At 43.6% G+C, this 18,498-nt stretch carries 16 protein-coding genes; 15 read left to right on the top strand and 1 reads right to left on the bottom strand.

All coding sequences use genetic code 11. The annotated features are described in order from the left end of the window. The 9 genes from EI162_RS09730 to EI162_RS09765 all read left to right on the top strand — a co-directional run. A partial coding sequence (locus tag EI162_RS09730; RefSeq protein ID WP_192523027.1) for an IS30 family transposase occupies positions 1-341 on the top strand: 341 nt, incomplete at its 5' end. Between the two features lie 286 nt (positions 342-627). Then, positions 628-951, top strand: coding sequence for an H-NS family nucleoid-associated regulatory protein (locus EI162_RS09735; protein WP_192524183.1), 324 nt, complete (start codon positions 628-630; stop codon positions 949-951). A gap of 236 nt (positions 952-1,187) precedes the next feature. Continuing rightward, positions 1,188-2,024: a type II secretion system protein N gene (gspN, locus tag EI162_RS09740; RefSeq protein WP_192524184.1), complete on the top strand. Its 837-nt coding sequence runs from the start codon at positions 1,188-1,190 to the stop codon at positions 2,022-2,024. Then, positions 2,025-2,930 carry a type II secretion system protein N gene (locus tag EI162_RS09745; RefSeq protein ID WP_192524185.1) on the top strand — a complete coding sequence of 302 codons (906 nt, stop codon included), beginning with the start codon at positions 2,025-2,027 and terminating at the stop codon, positions 2,928-2,930. It abuts the gene before it with no gap. Positions 2,931-3,062: 132 nt separating this feature from the next. Further along, positions 3,063-5,303, top strand: coding sequence for a type II secretion system secretin GspD (gene gspD, locus EI162_RS09750; RefSeq protein ID WP_192524186.1), 2,241 nt, complete (start codon positions 3,063-3,065; stop codon positions 5,301-5,303). A gap of 232 nt (positions 5,304-5,535) precedes the next feature. Beyond that, positions 5,536-5,667, top strand: coding sequence for a hypothetical protein (locus EI162_RS14760; protein ID WP_263972269.1), 132 nt, complete (start codon positions 5,536-5,538; stop codon positions 5,665-5,667). A 111-nt stretch (positions 5,668-5,778) separates the two neighbouring features. After that, positions 5,779-6,837 (top strand): TatD family hydrolase, encoded by a 1,059-nt coding sequence (locus EI162_RS09755; protein ID WP_192524187.1) that lies wholly within the window; start codon positions 5,779-5,781, stop codon positions 6,835-6,837. A 57-nt stretch (positions 6,838-6,894) separates the two neighbouring features. Further along, positions 6,895-7,791 (top strand): ThiF family adenylyltransferase, encoded by an 897-nt coding sequence (locus EI162_RS09760; protein ID WP_192524188.1) that lies wholly within the window; start codon positions 6,895-6,897, stop codon positions 7,789-7,791. A gap of 9 nt (positions 7,792-7,800) precedes the next feature. Continuing rightward, the gene (locus tag EI162_RS09765) at positions 7,801-9,621 is read left to right on the top strand and encodes a GAF domain-containing hybrid sensor histidine kinase/response regulator (protein WP_192524189.1); all 1,821 of its coding nucleotides are present in this window, start codon (positions 7,801-7,803) and stop codon (positions 9,619-9,621) included. Between the two features lie 246 nt (positions 9,622-9,867). Here EI162_RS09765 and efp read toward each other — a convergent pair whose 3' ends face one another. Continuing rightward, a complete protein-coding gene (gene efp, locus EI162_RS09770; RefSeq protein WP_192524190.1) occupies positions 9,868-10,443 on the bottom strand; it encodes an elongation factor P in 576 nt (191 codons plus the stop codon). A 173-nt stretch (positions 10,444-10,616) separates the two neighbouring features. On the opposite strand from efp, the gene epmB reads away from it, so the two are divergent. The 6 genes from epmB to EI162_RS09800 all read left to right on the top strand — a co-directional run bounded on the left by epmB (position 10,617) and on the right by EI162_RS09800 (position 18,404). Next, on the top strand, positions 10,617-11,624 hold the full coding sequence (gene epmB / locus EI162_RS09775; RefSeq protein WP_192524191.1) for an EF-P beta-lysylation protein EpmB: 1,008 nt from the start codon (positions 10,617-10,619) through the stop codon (positions 11,622-11,624). A gap of 289 nt (positions 11,625-11,913) precedes the next feature. Further along, entirely contained in the window at positions 11,914-13,644 is a 1,731-nt protein-coding gene (locus tag EI162_RS09780; protein ID WP_192524192.1) for a hypothetical protein, read from the top strand. 285 nt (positions 13,645-13,929) lie between these two features. Further along, on the top strand, positions 13,930-16,020 hold the full coding sequence (locus EI162_RS09785; protein ID WP_192524193.1) for an EAL domain-containing protein: 2,091 nt from the start codon (positions 13,930-13,932) through the stop codon (positions 16,018-16,020). A 193-nt stretch (positions 16,021-16,213) separates the two neighbouring features. Then, positions 16,214-16,672 carry a c-type cytochrome gene (locus EI162_RS09790; RefSeq protein WP_192524194.1) on the top strand — a complete coding sequence of 153 codons (459 nt, stop codon included), beginning with the start codon at positions 16,214-16,216 and terminating at the stop codon, positions 16,670-16,672. 43 nt (positions 16,673-16,715) lie between these two features. Then, positions 16,716-17,666: an AAA family ATPase gene (locus EI162_RS09795; RefSeq protein WP_192524195.1), complete on the top strand. Its 951-nt coding sequence runs from the start codon at positions 16,716-16,718 to the stop codon at positions 17,664-17,666. Positions 17,667-17,960: 294 nt separating this feature from the next. Continuing rightward, on the top strand, positions 17,961-18,404 hold the full coding sequence (locus tag EI162_RS09800; protein ID WP_225736949.1) for a hypothetical protein: 444 nt from the start codon (positions 17,961-17,963) through the stop codon (positions 18,402-18,404). Positions 18,405-18,498: the final 94 nt, after the last annotated feature.

Below are 18,498 nucleotides of genomic sequence, written 5' to 3' on the forward strand. Positions count from 1 at the left end.
AAACGGCACAGCAAGTATCAGAGGCAATGATAGGTATCCTAAAGCCAGTGAGGTTGCAGGTTAAGACCATTACCTCTGACAATGGTAAAGAGTTTGCTCAGCATAAGAAGGTGAAACGAAAGCTCTTTACTTCCTTCTTCTTTGCCGATGCTTATGCGTCATGGCAGCGAGGAACCAACGAGAATACTAACGGCTTAATCAGAGAGTTCTTGCCTAAGGGTTGTGACTTTAGACAAGTCTCTGATAATGAGATACAGGACATTGAGAATAAACTAAACAACAGACCAAGAAAACGCTTAGGGTTTAAAACGCCCAATCAGGTGTTCTATAATATAATTTAGCGTTGCACTTGGTGTGTTAATCTAAGCATTGAAAAATCATCATTGCTTTACTTAAGTTTATGATCATTTATTATTTATAATAAAAATACCAATCAACCGTTGTTATAAGGAATGTTTTTGTTTATATTATCGACACTTACATTTTTAAGCGTCGATAGAAGTGTGGATATCAAAAAAAGTTGATTGCTAATCTTTACAAGACTGTTCATTTAAGAATCAAAAAACTTTAGCTGTTAATAGAACTTCTATTTATTTTTATAACTCTTACATTAAAGTGGAAATTATTATGAATAAAAATAACGTCATTGATTTAGATAGTTTAAATGTCGATGAGCTACGTGCCATCACTGAAAACGCCCAGCAGCTTATTGAAAAGAAACAACATCAGCGTCTGTATGATGCTTATATGCAGTTTGAAAAAATTGCAGAAGACAGCAATGCGACCATCGAAGAGGTTTTACAGGCGGGCGAGAAACTAGAGAAAAAACGCAACATTAAATATCGTAATACCGATAATGACGAAGAAACGTGGACGGGTCGAGGCCGTAAGCCAACGTGGTTGGTCGAAGCGTTAGCAGCAGGCCGTAGTCTGGAAGATTTTGCTATATAGTTTGGCAATAGTACATTATTACAACCTTATCGCTTTTATTTCGAACGGACGATACTTAGGTTATAAGGCTTATTTATAACGGTCTATTTATAAATATTAGCTTTTATCGTTAGACAGAAGCCAGTATCTTGATTACCAGTATTTTGGTAAAAAGATACTGGCTTTTTTTCTGTCATCTGTATGCTATTGTTTGTTATGATAATGACGTTTTTGTCTTCTATAAGAGTTATACAACCGTGCCCCAAGTATCCGCGTCGTCTCATAAGCGTCCCCGTAAGCTGTGGTGGCTGGTTGGGCTTATATTATTTTCATTATTTGCGGTATTACAAATGCCAGCGTCGTGGTTACTGGAGAAGTATGCCCCTGATACACCTTACGTGCAGCATGTGTCTGGCAATTTATGGCAAGGCTCAGCGATTTGGCAGATGCCTGTGTCAGCGACATCGCTTACAGGTACGGCTGAATGGTCGTGGCAGCCATGGCATTTGTTATTGGGTAAGCTAAGTGCTGATGTCGATATCAACTCAGAGCAAACTCGCCTAAACGGACAAGTTAAAATAGGTCTAAACTCGTGGCAAGTGAAAAACATGAGCGGTAAAATTGCACCTGAAACCTTAGCTAATATCGTCGATTGGCAATTGCCCAATACGCCAATTCAGGTCAATAACGTCTCGCTCAAACGTCAGTCTGGCTCAAATATGTCAGCGGACACTGACCCATCAAGGTCATCTAGTAAGCTAACTGGTTTTAGTCAAGCAGATGGTCAATTGACATGGGTGGGTGGTGAAATAGGCTATCCTAGCGGCGGCAAGGTTTTTTATCTGACCATGCCCGCATTGCATGCTGAATTAAGTGCCGAACAAAAAAATAATAAAAACCTGCTTCATATCAATTTGTTAAACAATCAAGACAAGCGCTTAGGCGACCTATATATCGATAGTGACAATATGTTGGACGTCAGTTTGACCCAGCGTTTACTAGAAAACATGCCTGACTATAAAGGCCAAGCCCCGCAAGACACACCGGTTGTCAGTGTGCGTCAGCCGTTGCTAAATGGGCTGGGAGCACGCTAAATGATGAATGTCTCCACAAATTTAAAACCAGTGTTCAATACTCTCAATCGCTTTTCGGGTTGGTTATTATTATTAGCCATTGGCTGGTTATGCTGGACAGCAGCACGGCTATTGTGGCTGTTATTGGCTGCGCCGTTAGCGCCCGCATTGCCATTAGCGCCTTTGAAAAACACGTCTACATCGGGCAAAGATTATAGTAGTTTATTCGCTATTTTTGCCGATCCTGACCCTATCGCTGCGGTCGTGCAGCCACCACCCAATATCAGTTTAAAAGGAGTGTTGTTGGCAATACCAGAGAGCATGTCTTCAGCACTATTGGATGTCGATGGTGAGGTAAAAAACTATCGTATCGGCGACCCGTTAAAGGACAGTGATTATACTCTGATCGCCGTCGATTGGAATGAAATCATTATCGCTGACGCCAACGATAAGCAAACGGTTATTAGCATGCCAGAAGCGATGCCATTAGACCAAAGCGCTATGATGGCAGGCGCGGTTAGCAATCAGCGTTTGCCAAACAGTGACACGTTACCTGTTGTTCCTCAATCAGCGCAAAATCCTGATATGGAACCAGCAGCGGCTAGCAGCGACAGTGACGAAAGCAGTCCACAATCTGCTATCGAAGAAGCGGTCACGGCATTGCAAGACAACCCTGCCAGCTATCTAAGCAGAATGGGTGTGATGGCATCAGGTGAAAGCTATCAAGTAACAGCAGCGATGCCTGCCAAATTGCGTAATCGTCTAGGGCTTGAGCCGGGCGATAAAGTGCTGACTGTCAATGGCCAAAGCGTCGGCAACAATCCTGCACAAGATGCTGGGCTGCTACAACAGGTACAGCAAACAGGTGAGGCGCAAATAGAAGTACAACGTGGCGATCAAGTCATTACTATACGTCAGCAGTTTTAGATGAAATATAGTTGATATACTTTAAAAATAAATGTTTGTTAGCTGCTATCCTTAGCGATATGATAGCCAAAAATCCTAGCACCCATTAAACGCAGCACATACTAAGTGACATCACTGTAGGTAAACATCAATATGGTAAGTTTTTATAATTTTTCAGTCACACCTTTGCACCATATCTTGCAGCGTCTGATGCGACTGTGTCGTCCGTTTTGCCTAGCGGTGCCACTATGGGCGGCGAGTACGGGTCTGGCGAGTGCTGAAAGCTGGAAGGTTAACTTACAAGATGCCGATATCAAAGCCTTCATCAATGAGGTGGCCACCATCACTGACCAGAACTTTGTCCTTGATCCTCGTATCAACGGTAATGTGACGGTCATCTCTAATAAAGCCTTGTCCCGTGATGAGATTTACCAGCTGTTTTTGAGTGTGATGCAGGTCAATGGTATTGCCGCCATCGACTCAGGAACCACCGTTAAGCTGGTACCAGATAACGTCGCCAAACAGTCTGGTGTGGCAGTCGATTTGCGTGGTGACAGTGTCGGTGAATCGCTGGCAACTCGCGTTATTTATTTGACCAACACTCAAGCTGCAGAAGTCTTGGGTGTCATTCGTCCGCTAATGCCGCAGTCGGCGCACGCGGCGGCTGTACCGGGAGTCAATGCGCTAGTATTATCTGATCGTGCGGATAGCCTCAATCAACTGACGGCGCTCATCCGTGATTTGGATAGTAATGTGAATGATAGCCTGCGCGTGATAACGCTACGTCATGTCGATGCCGAGCGCATGATGGAGCTGATTAGTGCACTGGTTGCGAGCGCTGGTAGCGGTCAAGCACAAGGCGGCAACAATCAGCTGAAAGTTATCGCCGACACGTCCAGTGACAGGTTGCTAGTCAAAGGCAGCCCTGAGATGATTGCCAAAGTTCAAGAAATGGTCAATCAGTTGGATACGACACCGACAAGGCGTTTGAGTGGTTTGCGCGTTTTTCGTTTAAAATACGCCAGCGCCAATCATATTGCAGAGATGCTACGTGGGTTGCTCGCCAATCAATCGATTAATAGTTCTGGTGCAACTTCCTCCTTAGAGTCAGCATCATTGGACGATGCGGGTAATGGAGGTTCTGCCTCGACGACTGAAACTAATGGCATCAACGCGGGCTCTGCAACCTCAGCTATATCAGGCTCAGGCTCATCTGGTGCAAACACAGGTATAGGCGGTCGACCCTTTAGTATTATCGCTGACGAAACCCAAAACGCGGTCATCGTCAATGCGGCGCCTGAATTGATGTTTGAGATTGAAGATGCCGTCAACCAATTAGACAGTCGCCGCGCGCAAGTCTTAATTCAAGCGGCAATCGTTGAAGTCTCAGGTGATGATGCGACCCAGCTTGGCGTGCAGTGGGCATTGGGCAATGCCAATAGTGGTTACGGTGTGGTGAACTTTAATAACGTTGGTGCGAGTGCTGTTTCACTTGCCGCAGCGGCTTTGTCAGGTGGTGCAAATATTAGCGCCGCCGCAGGTTCTATTGCAGGTGCTCTGGTTGGTATTGGTGATAGCCGCAAAGATAGCGAGGGCAATACAGAGTTTTATGGCGCAATCTTGCAAGCGCTTGACTCCTCAACCAGTGCCAATCTGTTGTCTATGCCGTCAATTTTGACCCTAGACAATGAAAAAGCCAGTATTTTAGTCGGTCAAAACGTGCCTTTTGTCACAGGTTCTTATACCACAGGCAGTGACTCTTCTACCAATCCATTCCAAACCATTGACCGCCAAGATATTGGTATTAATCTCAATGTTATCCCGCATATTGGCGATAATGGCACAGTGCGTTTGGAGGTCTCGCAAGAGGTTTCCTCAGTTGTGCCAGGCAGCGCTGGAAATGCGAGTGGCTTAGTGACCAATAAAAGCCTTATCAATACGACGATTTTAGCCGACGATCAGCAAACCATTGCTCTAGGTGGCTTGATGCGTGACAACACAACCACACGGCAACAAAAAGTCCCGGGATTAGGTAGTGTACCCGTCATCGGACGGCTGTTCCGCTCTGACAATGACAGCACTCAAAAGAGTAACTTAATCATATTCTTACAGCCAACCATTCTCCGTGATGGCGGGGCGGTTGCTAGCGTTACTGAGCGTAAGTTTAATCAGATGCGCGTCTTACAGTTGGTTATTGATAAAAACGGTACCATTAAGCAACTGCCACTGAGCGGGACTGAAGGTTGGAATGGCGACGTCAGTGCAGATTATAAGCTGATGCCACTCAATCCATTAGTGCCTAAACGCGATCAAACGCCAAATGCTGCGCCCCAGGGATTTACCAAAGTAGATAGTCCTAACGATGGCATAACAACCTATCCGCTAAAACGCTAAAATGTTAATGTTTCGATAAATAACCGTCTTGGCGCGACGTCAACTAAGCAATAACCTCCTACCTCCAAGTCTTTATAAGTACGGTACAATAAATCAAATTGTACCGTACATTAGCTTGCTTATTCATAACACAGATAAACATAGCCCTCTGACTATCCAAGTATAATAAGTAATAGTTAGATAATGAACATGAATACTGCGTATGATGATGTAGAGGTTAGGAGTCAATATAATGACCGAGCAAAAAAACACAAAGAAACGCCTTGCCTTGGGCGCTATTGCTATCGCTTTGCTGATTATCCCTCGGCGTAGTAGCCGAAAAGCGGATAACAAGTTACCTGCCCGTGATAGCATAAAAAAATAGCCGCCACCAGTGTCACATTTGAATATTCAGCAAGCTTTAGTGCTGACAGAGTATTTTGATAAAAATATTAATAGAGTGTTTTGATAAAAATATTAATTTTGGAGTCTGTTTATGACCTTTGTTGATTCATCTGCCATGGCCAAACAGACATCACCCAGTATTTACCCCCTCATTGATACTCATACTCATTTTGATGCCCCCGTTTTTGATAACGATAGACAGCTACAAGCGCAGCAAGCCTATGAGCGAGGTGTACGTCATTTGGTGTTAGTAGGGTATCTGTATCGGCATTTTGAGCGGCTATATGACATTGAACAGGTATTAAACCAGCAATCATTAAATAAGCTGTCGCATCTTTCTACATCACAATCCTCTACCATGAAAGCTGATGACGATGATGAAGGTAGTGATAAAAGCAGTGATAAATTACGTATAATAAGTCATGTGGCGTTAGGGCTGCATCCGTTTTATATTGAACAGCATAACCAAGACCACCTAAAACAGATGGCAAAAATTATCGCTGAGCGGCGCCCATTAGCCATTGGTGAGATTGGCTTGGATACCTTTACCGATGCTATGAAAGTACCCGCTATATTTGCCAAGCAACAGCAGTTTTTTAAGGCGCAACTGGATATGGCGGTAACTCATCAACTACCAGTGATGCTGCATATCCGTAAAGCGCACGCAGAAGCATTAGCAATACTAAAAGCGCATGATTATGATGCGCATCAGTTAGGTGGTATCGCCCATAGCTTTAGTGGCGGCGTCCAAGAGGCCAAGGCGTTTGTAAAGTTAGGTTTTAAGCTTGGCGTGACCGGCCAAGTGACCAACCCAAATGCTAAGAAATTGCGCCACGCTATCCAAGCTGCCGTCGACGTTTACGGTATTGAGTGTTTGGTGATAGAAACCGACTGCCCAGATATGACGCCTATCATGTGTCAAACGTCAAACGGCAGCCAATCAGCTCGATCAGCCTCATCAGCACTGGGGCAGAGTCCAAATAATGAATGGGGCGATGCGCCATCACATAACAGAAATGTGCCTGCCAATCTGCCATGGGTGTTATCAAGCTTAAGTGAGTTATTAGATGTGTCAATTGCCAAGCTTGCTGAGCAGTTATGGCACAATAGTTGCAGTGCTTTACAGACAGAATGGCGCTATCCCATATAAAATTAGTAGGCTATACCAGCAATAATAGAATAGTAATAATAGAGTATTTAAACATTTATGAGTGAAACACAACCATTTGAGCAAGCATTCGTTGAGCCGTCTACTACTGAGCACTCTGCCATAGGGGGAGCAACAGCAAAAGGCGTTACTAAAGAAGCCGATGAGCAATATGAACGCCGTTTCCAAGGCACGCGGACGCTTTATGGAACCGCTACAGTTGATACTTTTGCCGCGGCTCATGTCTATGTTATTGGAGTAGGCGGTGTTGGTTCGTGGGCAGCAGAAGCACTGGCTCGAACGGCAGTGGGTACGATTACGTTGATTGACTTGGATGTGTTGGTGGCGTCTAATGTGAATCGCCAGTTGCCAGCCTTAGACAGTAATTTTGGGCAGAGTAAAATTGCCGCGATGGCGGCGCGTATTCGTGAAATCAATCCCAAAGTAACGCTAAACTTGGTTGATGATTTTTTGACCACAGAAAACGTCACTGCCTTGCTGCCGAGTCGTGACCAAGCAAAGGCGGCTATTGCACAAGGCCAGCCTATCGTTGTGCTAGACTGTGTGGACGATATGGATGCTAAGTTGGCTATTGTGCTCCATTGCCGTTTTAACAAACTAAAACTGGTCTGTGCTGGCGGTGCAGGTGGTAAGATAGATCCCAGTCAGATTAGAGTGAGTGACTTAAAAGACAGTTATCAAGATCCGCTACTCGCCAAATTACGTAATAAACTACGTCATGAAAAAGGCATTAATAGGGCATTAAAAGAAAAGTTCGGGATTAAATGTGTCTATTCGATAGAGCCGCCGCGTGTGGATAAGAGCTGTCAGGCAGGTGGTCTACAATGTGGTGGTTATGGCTCAGCAGTGGTCATTACATCAGTGGTCGCAATGATGATGGTGAGTGAAGCATTACAATTATTGATAAAGCAGCCTCACGCCAAGTCGAACGTTTGATATTACTTAATGGAGTCCATCTTGTCTATATCTAACCCACCTCAAAGCAGTTACCCAGTAGCGGTAGATGAAGCAGAGCGTATCACTAAACTTAAAAAATATCAGGTGCTCAATGACAATGATGAGCCTGCATTTAAGCGTCTTGTTGATCTAGCAAAGCTGTTTTTTGATATGCCGATAGTCACCATTACCTTTATGGATGAAGAAACACAGTATCTAAAATCTATTCATGGTCTTGGCGATGTATGCCGTACCACACGTGAAGTCGCTATTTGTAACTACACGGTGTTATCTAACGACGTTTTTGTGGTAGAAGATTTATCAAAAGACAGTCGTTTTAGTCAAAACCCATTGGTTACAGAGTCTCCTTATTTACGGTTTTATGCTGGCGCGCCGATTATCATTCATGAGGGCAATAAAAGCTTCCGTTTGGGCTCTTTGTGCGTGATGGATATGAAGCCTAAGTATGATTTTGATGAACAACAAGCAAAGATATTGGCTCAGTTTGCCACGATGGCAGCAGATGCCTTGCAGCTACAGGATAAACAGCGTGATGCCAAACTTGCCAATGAAATGAAGTCAGATTTTTTGGCCAACATGAGTCACGAAATCCGCACACCAATGAATGGTATTATTGGTATGGTGGATATGCTGGGCGAAACAAAACTCAGCAGCGAACAACAAGAATATATAGACAATATTAAAGTCTCCAACGAGCATTTGATGGCCATTATCAATGGTATTTTAGACTTATCAAAAGTAGAGTCTGGCAAGATGAGCATTGACTTTATTCCTGTCAATCTATCTGCATTGTGTAATGAAGTGGTTAGCCTGTTTACCGCCAAGGCCCGTCAGCGAGGATTGATTTTAGACTATCATTATACGGAGTCACTATCGCCATATATCGAAGGTGACCCGGTGCGCCTTAAACAAATCATCGCAAATTTGGTTAATAACGCGATTAAGTTCACTCGTGAAGGCGGGCGAGTCAGCATCGATGTTAAGCATGTGCCCAATTGTCATTGTGATGAGGTTGATGAGCGCCGCACTAAAAAAAGGAACAACACTAAAAACGGTCAGGCGGCAGCAGATAACCCGATTGATAGTAATACGGTTTATTATGAAGACATGACCCTATGTATTGAAGTAACTGATAGTGGTGTGGGTATCAAACCCGAATCTTTGGAAGCGATATTTGAGGCTTATGACCAAGCGGATAAGTTCACACATCGCCTCTATGGTGGTACTGGGCTCGGACTCTCTGTTTGTAAGTCTTTGGTCGATTTGATGGGTGGGTATATTAACGTAGATAGCGAAGTGGGTGTTGGCACTACGTTTAGCGTTCTACTGCCATTACCTGCCATTGATGAAAACAAGTATGAGACATGGCAGGATTCAAACGACTTTACCATGATTGATCCCACTCATGAGCTTGCGGGCCATATACTGTTGGTCGAAGATGATGCCGTCAATGCTATTATCGCCAAAAAAGCCCTCACTAATAGTGGTCATACGGTAACCCATGTCACTGATGGGCAACAGGCTATCGAGACTTTTTCCCTGTCTCCTGAGCGTTATGATGTTATTTTGATGGATCATCATATGCCAATTTTGGATGGCGTACAGGCAACCATTAAGCTGCATGAAATCTATGATCCTAAAGAGCTGCCGCCTATTATCGCTTTGACTGCCAATGCCATGGATGGTGAGCGCGAAAAATATTTAAAGGTCGGAATGCAAGATTACTGCACCAAGCCTTTTACCCAAGAACAGCTGAATGCGCTTGTGCAATATTGGCTAATGCATAAGCAGATATTGGTAGAAGAGTAGTGCTGTCAAACTCGCTTAGTCTACTAAAGGCAGTACTTGCATTCGTATTTCTAGCTACTCAAGATTTTGGGAATGGTATTAGGGCGTGTCCTAGCCCGTGACGATTATTGTCATCGATACAAAAAAGCTGAATCACTCATAGGGTGGTTCAGCTTTTTTATTGGTTAAGAGATAACCGCTATCTCTTGTTTCTAAGTACTGTTATTTCTAAGTACTGTTATTTTTAAGTACTGCTGTTGCTAAGTGCTATGAGCTAACGCGAGTTTGATAGTCACCAGTGCGGGTATCGACACGAACGGTTTCACCTTGCTGGACAAATAGGGGCACACGTACCACAGCACCTGTCTCTAGTGTCGCAGGTTTACCGCCACCGCCAGAAGTATCACCACGCAGACCAGGATCCGTTTCGGTGATTTGTAATTCAACAAAGTTAGGTGGCATCACTGACAATGGCACACCATTGAACAAAGTGATGGTGCAAAGATCATTGCTGTTGTCTTTTAACCATTTTATTGCATCGCTAACGGCTGTTTTATCTGCTTGCAGCTGCTCAAAAGTCTCAGGGTGCATAAAGTGCCAAAACTCACCGTCATTATAAAGATAGTTCATTTCAGTATCTAAAACGTCTGCTGCCTCCAAGCTCTCTCCAGACTTAAACGTTTGCTCCAATACTTTACCACTACGAAGATTACGCAACTTAACACGGTTAAAAGCTTGACCTTTACCAGGCTTAACGAATTCATTTTCAAGAATGGCACAAGGGTTGCCATCTAGCATGACTTTGAGACCAGCTTTAAATTCATTGGTAGAAAAACTTGCCACGAGAGACTCCTAGGGGTTGTTAATATTATGATCGGTCGTTAAATTTAAATAGAGGGTTTACTGTGTAAAAACTACCGTTACGCTTAGGGTTGTAAGAGGTAATTGGTATATTTTGATAGGATACACCCTAAGAGCGTATAATGTCGGCTTTTGGGTATAGGTAGTAGGCTGTCATGATAAACCATTTAATCACACAAAAAAACTGGCAAACGCAATTATCCGAAGCCATTACCTCGGTTGATGAGCTATTAAGCCTTTTAAAGCTCGAATCACTGCGTGCAGACGTCTATGTGCCTAAGCATTTTGAGCTACGTGTGCCACGTGGGTTTGTGGCAAAAATGACTGTCGGTAATAGCAATGACCCCTTATTAAAACAAGTTTTACCCGACCAGCGTGAGCAAATCAACGTAACAGGCTATGTGGCAGATCCGTTAAGTGAAAACACACAAAACCCAGTCAAAGGGCTACTGCATAAATATCAATCAAGAGTATTGTTAACCATTACTGGTGCCTGTGCCATTCATTGTCGTTATTGTTTTCGTCAGCATTTTGATTATAGTGCCAATATGCCAACGGCGGATGCAAAAGAAAATATCGTCAATTATGTCACTGCACATCCCGAGATTAATGAAGTTATTTTGAGCGGTGGTGATCCATTAAATGTGACTAATAGACGTTTATTTGCATGGCTGGATACGCTAGAGTCACTCCCGCAAATAACGACTATTCGGTTGCACACACGCCTGCCATTGGTCATTCCAGCGCGTTTAGATGATGCGTTATTGGAGAGACTATCCCAAAGCCGCTGTCATATCGTGATGGTAGTCCACTGTAACCATGGCAATGAAATCGATAGCGTTACCTCAGAACATTTACAGCGTGCTCGCGCGGCTGGTATTACTTTGTTAAACCAAGCGGTATTGCTAAAAGGTATTAATGACAGCGTTGAGACTCAAGCGCAATTAAGCCAGTGCTTGTTTGCTGCTGGTGTCTTGCCTTATTACTTACATGTATTAGATAAAGTGGCGGGTGCTGCTCATTTCGATAGCGATGAGCGGTCAGCCATCGAGCTTTATTGGTCATTATTGGCGGCGCTACCAGGATATTTAGTGCCTAAGCTGGTGCGAGAGCTGCCGAATAGACCGTTTAAGGTACCGATTAACATTTACAATGCTGATTAATATAGGCATTATAAAGTATTTGGAAATTAGTGAACAAATAATGACTATTGAGTGGTAAGTAGGTTAATAGGCAATCGCATTAAAATGAGTATTCTCTATGGGTTGCAAATATTTATGTTATAACTAGGGCGTATCCTCAGTCTGAACGCAAGCGACTATAGTCAGTTGAATGTAAAAACGATACGGCGAGACTGTAGTGAGACTACGGCGAGTCTAAGAAGTTTTTGTTTAAAAAAAATATTCAAAGTTAATAAATATTCAAAGTTAATAACAGGTACTAGGAATACTGATGATAACTTTATCGATGTTTCAAAATCATTTGTCTGTGACAGCGCCAATGTTGTCCTCAACTAGTCAGTCGGTTAACGATCAGGAATATTATTTACTAAAACTGTTGGCAGCCTTGCCCGCGCAAGCCGAAGAACAGCAAGCTGAATATTTGGAAAAAGCACTTACGATGTTGCGCAGTACTGATATGGATGACCAACAACGTCTTAAGTTAACGTCTGCTGTGATCGATACAGCCAATCAATTTATTGCCACTCTACGGCAGTATTATATTTATGAGACAGGCGCGTTGAGTGAGGCGCAGTTGGACTATGTGGCTCAAATAGAATCCCTATACTATCAATTCATTATGGTTTATGACGGTGTTCTACGCCGCAATCGTTCATTTTTAAACCTAGACGGTCAGCAGAAACATCTGACAAAAAGTGGCTGGAAGCGCTATTTTAGTGCCGAAAAATCTTCGTCAATTATGCTGGCGACTGCTATTTACCAGATGCTATTGATGTATCAAAAGCTATTGGGTGAAGATGCGTTGTGCTATCGCAAACCATCGTCATACTTATGGTCCAAAATTAACCAACTGTATCATCTTGCTCATCAACATCATGCCGCAAATATAGATTTGAGCGTATATATCACCACAAAACGCGCTAACGATATACATCAGTTGTATTGTCAAATATGCTTGCACAGTTTGTTAAACCTGCGTGCCATGCGTCGTCCTAATATTTTGCTCGTGCAACGCCTATTGCCTGAATGGGCGAAGCAGATGGTTGCGACGATAGAACCAAAAACAGAAACACGAGTGTTCGTTGATTTATGTAGTGACCATCCGCCTAGTTATTTAACGGCAAAGTCTGGAATTAACCCATACGAAGATCACTATGTTTGTTTGTTTATAGAGCTTGCGCCAATGGTGGAGTATTTTAAATGGCGCAAGCAAGCATTAGCTGAGGGTAGCGGCGAAGGAGTAGAGTATTGGTTGCTTAATAAAATAGCGATGACCATCACTTATCGATACTTACAGCCGCAACTGACTTTGACAACTAAACACAGTGCTAAAAAATCGGCAGTTTTGATTACTGGGTTTAACAACATTCATTATCGTGCCAGTCATTCGAGTAGCTTTACAAGTTTGATGATTGTAAAGAATCTACCAGATGAACAGCGACCTCGCTATGATACTGTTCGTAAAAAGCAAGATAGTAATAGTGCGTTAACTATTGAAGCCATTGAGACTTTTGATAGTCATGATGAGCTCTCGCTATTCCGTACGCTGCGCTTGTCACCAATGGTAGATAATCTCAACGCGGTAGGTAAGAACAATGAGGTTGTCACGACGGCACCACCGCCATTACACATTATGAGTCTTTTTTTGGTTTGCCGTTCTGATGATGCCATGCCGGCTGATTGGTCAATAGGGGTAGTACGTTGGCTTGACCTTGATGACGAAAGCCCAGAGGTTGAGTGGCAAGTGCTCGGGCATCAGCTGGTAGCTTGTGGGCTGCGTTTAGAAGGCGGAGAAACGCGCAGTCGACATTTTGTACCTGCGTTTGTCCTTGGTAGGGATGAGCAACTGCAAACCTTGGGCACTCTCATTGTGCCGTCTTCTTATTTCCAGTCTAATGATAGGGTCGTTATGCGCATCAATAACAAACAAACCCTTCTACGCCTCAAACGTAGGTTGCTGGTTACCGATGAATTCAGTCAGTATGAGGTCGTCCAACTGTAGCTCAGAGCGTGTCTTTATTTTTATCACCATTTTCAAAACAAGGACACCGCCTAGTATTTCCATCCAAATAGTCACACCGATAAATGCTGGTTGTAAGTTAATCTGCAGCCGTTTAAATTATTGTCTATAATGACTGACATCGTTACTATTTACTTTGCGATAATCGTATCGCTTTTATTTTGAACCGACTATCGTATTTTTTGTACTAAGTTGGTTTGTGTAAAAGATATAAGTTATCAAAAGTGAGACATAACAATAAGATCGCAAGATTAAAAAAGGCTTTTTATGCGCACTCAGTCCACCTTAAACCTATTAGTTATCGATGACGATCAGCTCTATGCTGAACGCCTTGTGTACTTATTAGGTTCTTATTACGTCAATGTACACTTAGGATTTTTGGATGACAAAGAGGAGCTACTAAAGCTGCTACGGCAATCTTGGGATGCTTTGGTTTTTGGTAGTGCCTATGATCTGAGTTTTACCGATGTCGTGGGCATCATTCAAGAACAAGATATTGATCTACCCGTGATCTGTTTGCTAAATGAAGAGATGGCAGCGGCGAGTAATGACGAGGGACTGCCTGATATTATTAGTGGTACGATGGTCAAGTCGCTCAAGGTAGAACAAGAAATGGCAGTGGTGATGTCTATTTGTCTACAACATGACAATTTGCGCAGTCGCCGCGAGCTAAAAACATTACGGTACGTACTTTCTGAAGCCGAGCAGCGCGCTAACGTACTGATCAAAAACTCTAAAAGTGCGGTTGCCTACATAGACCAAGGCATTCATATTTTTGCCAACGATCCTTATCTGCAATTATTTGGTTTTGAGTCGATGAACGATGCCATAGGCGTGCCTATTATTGATCTGATTGCAGGCGGTGATAACGTCAAAGGCTTCAAGCAGTTCTTGCGTCGATTCGATAAGGGTAGCCGACAAGAAGTAGAGTTTGAGTTTGAAAGCGTACGCACAGACGGCAGTACTTTTGAAGCAAAGCTGCAATTGGCTGCCGCGACCTTAGATGGTGATCCGGTAACTCAGGTTATCATTCAACAAAACAGTAGCAACAGCGCTGACGTTGCCAAGCGTTTGGCAGCGGCTGAGCGCAAAGACAGCTTGACTGGTATCGATAACCGCTACGGTTTTGAAGCGCAGATGGCGACGATACAACAGCAAGCGCGGCAAGGGGCGCTCACGGCGGGGTTGTTATATATACAGCTCGACAATGTCGGTAAAATCAGGAGCAGTCTTGGTCTGCCAGGTATAGATGCAGCTGTCAAACAAGTGGCCTATACTCTAGATGAACTGGTATCAGATGGACACGTCAGTCGTTTTAGTGATACGGCCTTTACCATATTGGTAGAGGACAAAACCACCGCTGAGCTTGAGCAGCTTGCTAAACATATTGGTTCGCGTATTAGCGATATGCTCATCGAGGTAGATAAGCGTACGACCAATACCACAGTCAGTATTGGTATTGTCAAAATTGAGAAAAACACAACAGAACTCAATATAGTGCTTGAGCGGGCGATGGACTCTATCAACCAGATTATGGTTGAGACCTCTAACCGTGGCGATAGTTATCATTTATATGACCCAAGCGAACATGCCAATAGTGATGACCATGCACTGGCTGAGTCTTTAGTCGATGCGATTGCCAATAACCGTTTTGAGCTAACATTCCAGCCGATATACGACATCAGCAATGATCGTAGCGACTTTTTTGAAGTATATCTACGTTTGCCATTGGCCGATGCTGATAATACTGTATTGACGCCTGATCAGTTTATGGCGGTTGCTAAGACCCATAAATTGCTTGAAAAAATAGATCGCTGGGTACTTATCAATGCCTGTAAAAAAGTGAGCGATGTACGTAAAACACATCCCGAAGCGAGATTGTTGGTGCAACTGACAAGTGCCTCACTCATTGATAAAAACCTACCAAATGTCGCCAGCCAACTAATCAAAGCGGTAGGCGGCGCGGCGGGCGCGCTAACATTACAGTTTAATGAAAAAGATATCTCAGATTATTTAACGGTAGCGAAGTCTCAGTTTTCGGCCCTTAGTCAAATTAATTGTCAGATTGGTATCAATAACTTCGGTTCTTCTGCCAAATCTATTGAAATTGCTGGTTATGTACAGCCAAATATGGCGCGTTTAGCGCGTAGCTATGTACAGGATGTTGATTCAGCCGATAACCTAGATACGGTCAAGTCGCTGATCCTACACACCAATGAAGTCAATGTCGATGTACTGATGCCTTATATTGAAGACGCGGCGACTATGTCTGTGGCATGGAGTGTGGGTGCGCGCTATCTGCAGGGTTATTATTTAGAAGCGCCTAGTAGTACTATAAAAGTATCTAGTGAGTCTTAAAAGCTATCAAGAAAGCCTTTGAAAGTGCCTGATTGATACTTATTATTAGTAACTCATTGCAGTAACAGGCAGTTTTTAACCACAAACGACTCACTACCTATGCACGGCTATGTATGTCCATCAATTTTGCATTGTATTATGCTTGACGTGGACTCATACATAGCAATGCCCCTCTAATTAAAGATTAAAAAACATGTTTATTACCAATAAGTATCAACTGTTAGGTATGTTTGCCGCGGTGTTATTACTCACTGCTTGTGATCGTACGCCACCTGATTATAGAGACCCTGTCACGCTACCACTTTATACAGAGGGCGATGCTGATAATGGCGCTCTTATCTTTCAGGACGCTTGCGGGCAATGTCATCAGCTGAATCCTGGGCTCAATAAAAAAGGGCCGCAGCTGATGAATGTTTATGGTGCGCCAGCGGCTGAACTAGAAGATTATACCTATAGTGAAGGCTTGCAAGCGTCAGGTTGGGTATGGGACGCTGAAACGCTTGATCCTTATATCGCCGATGCTGAAAAAGCCATGTCAGACTCAAAAATGTTATCAGACCCGATGCCAGATGCTAAAGAGCGTGCTGACGTGATTGCTTATCTATCAACGCTGCGTGCGCCCGCACCGATAGTAGAGGATGAGGCGAAGTAGTCTTTAATTATTATTCCCATAAAAAATGAGCAAATAACACTATATGACCCATGCAGCTACTGACTACTACCATAATCAGCAAAAAATCGCTCAATTGATGACACAGTTAAATCAAATCGTATTAGACAAGCCGCAGGTAATTAAACTGTCGCTTAGTGGTATCTTAGCTGGTGGGCACTTACTGTTGCAAGACTTACCGGGCATGGGTAAGACCACTTTGGCGCAAGGATTGGCTCAACTGTTAGGTCTACGTTTTAGCCGGGTGCAGTTTACCAATGATATGCTGCCGGCAGATATTTTGGGCATGAGTATTTATGATCAAAATAAGCAGCAGTTTGAGTTTCGTCCCGGTCCTATCTTCACCCAGCTATTGCTTGCTGATGAGATTAATCGCTCTAGCCCTAAGACCCAAAGTGCATTACTTGAAGCAATGGAAGAGCGTCAGGTGACGCAAGATGGGCAAACCTATCCCTTAGCGCAGCCATTTTTTGTGATAGCCACTCAAAACCCATTACAGCAAGCCGGTGTCTATCCGCTTCCTGAATCGCAGCTCGATCGGTTCTTATTATGTTTGTCGCTGGGCTATCCATCGCCGGCAGCAGAGCGCGAGCTTCTAAAAGGCCAGAATCGCCGTGAGTTATTAAAAGATTTGGACGCCGTACTTGATACAGAAGCTGTTTTATTAGCCCAGCAAGGCGTTAAGCAGGTTTATGTTGCTGATGTGGTCTTAGATTATCTACAGCGTCTGGTCGCAAAAACTCGTGCGAGCGCCGAGTATCATGGCCTATCACCGCGTGGCGTACTGTCGCTTCAGCGTGCTGCTCAGGCTCATGCTTATGTGTCTGGACACATGGAAGTGACGCCTGAAGATATCCAAGCGGTATTTGCAGCGGTCACGGATCATCGTCTTGGCCAGCGCTTTGTGCATGTGACGGGTGGGCAAGCCACGCAAACCATCGCGCAACGAATTTTAGCAGAAGTGGCTGTTGTATAGCTGATTCACTTTAAAACTGATACGAGTGCTACTGGAGTAAATTTTTCGCAGCCTCTGTCACGCCTGCGAACAGCAAGCAAGAAAAATTAGCACCAGTAGTACGGGATTATTGACGTGTCGATTTTATTTAGAACTGACTATACTTTAAAACATTAGCTATCTAAACTTTTCCATTTCACGTTCAATACCTAATTTCTAAACCTAGTTTTTAAAACCATATTTAAAATACGATTATCAACCCACTTCGCCGCATCTCATTGAGATGGCCAGTTCTATGGTAATGATAGGGTAATCATGAGTTTTTTACCAAAAGCCTTAACCGCACCAATCAGCTCATTGTTAAGCCGTTGGTTTGCCTCGCGAGCACCAAAAAGTGATAGCGCTACCCTTAATTTGCGTAACGTTTATATATTTTTTAGCCGTGAAGGGATGTTGTTTGCGGTGCTGTTGGTCATCACCTTTATCGCTGGTATCAACTATGGCAATAACTTGGTACTTGGATTGTGCTTTTATCTCGTCAGCGTTTGGCTCATCAGTTTTCATATAACCTTTGCGCATGTTTCAGGATTGCACGTTCAGCTGTTGGATGTGACCATGGCAGAAGCAGGCGCGCCTGTTTGGGTCACTTTGCAGGTACGTAACGATAGCACTCAGCCGCGACGGCAGTTGTTATTTCGCTTTGAGCAGGCTGTTAAAAAAACGCTTAGATTAACACATGAAGTGCAATACCAAATGTGAGGTGAAAAAAAGACCTAGATGCGCTAGCATCAAAGTTTTTATCCACCGACCAAAGTGAGATTGCAACCATGAACTATACACATCTAAGCCTAGG

The organism is Psychrobacter sp. FME6, assembly GCF_014861365.1.
Taxonomy (GTDB): Bacteria; Pseudomonadota; Gammaproteobacteria; order Pseudomonadales; family Moraxellaceae; genus Psychrobacter.

What these genes read in the sequence shown, in the direction of transcription:
- EI162_RS09735 (WP_192524183.1), top strand. Translation starts at nt 628, where the DNA reads ATGAATAAAAATAACGTCATTGATTTAGATAGTTTAAATGTCGATGAG.
- EI162_RS09745 (WP_192524185.1), top strand. Translation starts at nt 2,025, where the DNA reads ATGATGAATGTCTCCACAAATTTAAAACCAGTGTTCAATACTCTCAAT.
- gspD (WP_192524186.1), top strand. Translation starts at nt 3,063, where the DNA reads ATGGTAAGTTTTTATAATTTTTCAGTCACACCTTTGCACCATATCTTG.
- EI162_RS14760 (WP_263972269.1), top strand. Translation starts at nt 5,536, where the DNA reads ATGACCGAGCAAAAAAACACAAAGAAACGCCTTGCCTTGGGCGCTATT.
- EI162_RS09755 (WP_192524187.1), top strand. Translation starts at nt 5,779, where the DNA reads ATGACCTTTGTTGATTCATCTGCCATGGCCAAACAGACATCACCCAGT.
- EI162_RS09760 (WP_192524188.1), top strand. Translation starts at nt 6,895, where the DNA reads ATGAGTGAAACACAACCATTTGAGCAAGCATTCGTTGAGCCGTCTACT.
- EI162_RS09765 (WP_192524189.1), top strand. Translation starts at nt 7,801, where the DNA reads ATGGAGTCCATCTTGTCTATATCTAACCCACCTCAAAGCAGTTACCCA.
- epmB (WP_192524191.1), top strand. Translation starts at nt 10,617, where the DNA reads ATGATAAACCATTTAATCACACAAAAAAACTGGCAAACGCAATTATCC.
- EI162_RS09780 (WP_192524192.1), top strand. Translation starts at nt 11,914, where the DNA reads ATGATAACTTTATCGATGTTTCAAAATCATTTGTCTGTGACAGCGCCA.
- EI162_RS09785 (WP_192524193.1), top strand. Translation starts at nt 13,930, where the DNA reads ATGCGCACTCAGTCCACCTTAAACCTATTAGTTATCGATGACGATCAG.
- EI162_RS09790 (WP_192524194.1), top strand. Translation starts at nt 16,214, where the DNA reads ATGTTTATTACCAATAAGTATCAACTGTTAGGTATGTTTGCCGCGGTG.
- EI162_RS09795 (WP_192524195.1), top strand. Translation starts at nt 16,716, where the DNA reads ATGACCCATGCAGCTACTGACTACTACCATAATCAGCAAAAAATCGCT.
- EI162_RS09800 (WP_225736949.1), top strand. Translation starts at nt 17,961, where the DNA reads ATGAGTTTTTTACCAAAAGCCTTAACCGCACCAATCAGCTCATTGTTA.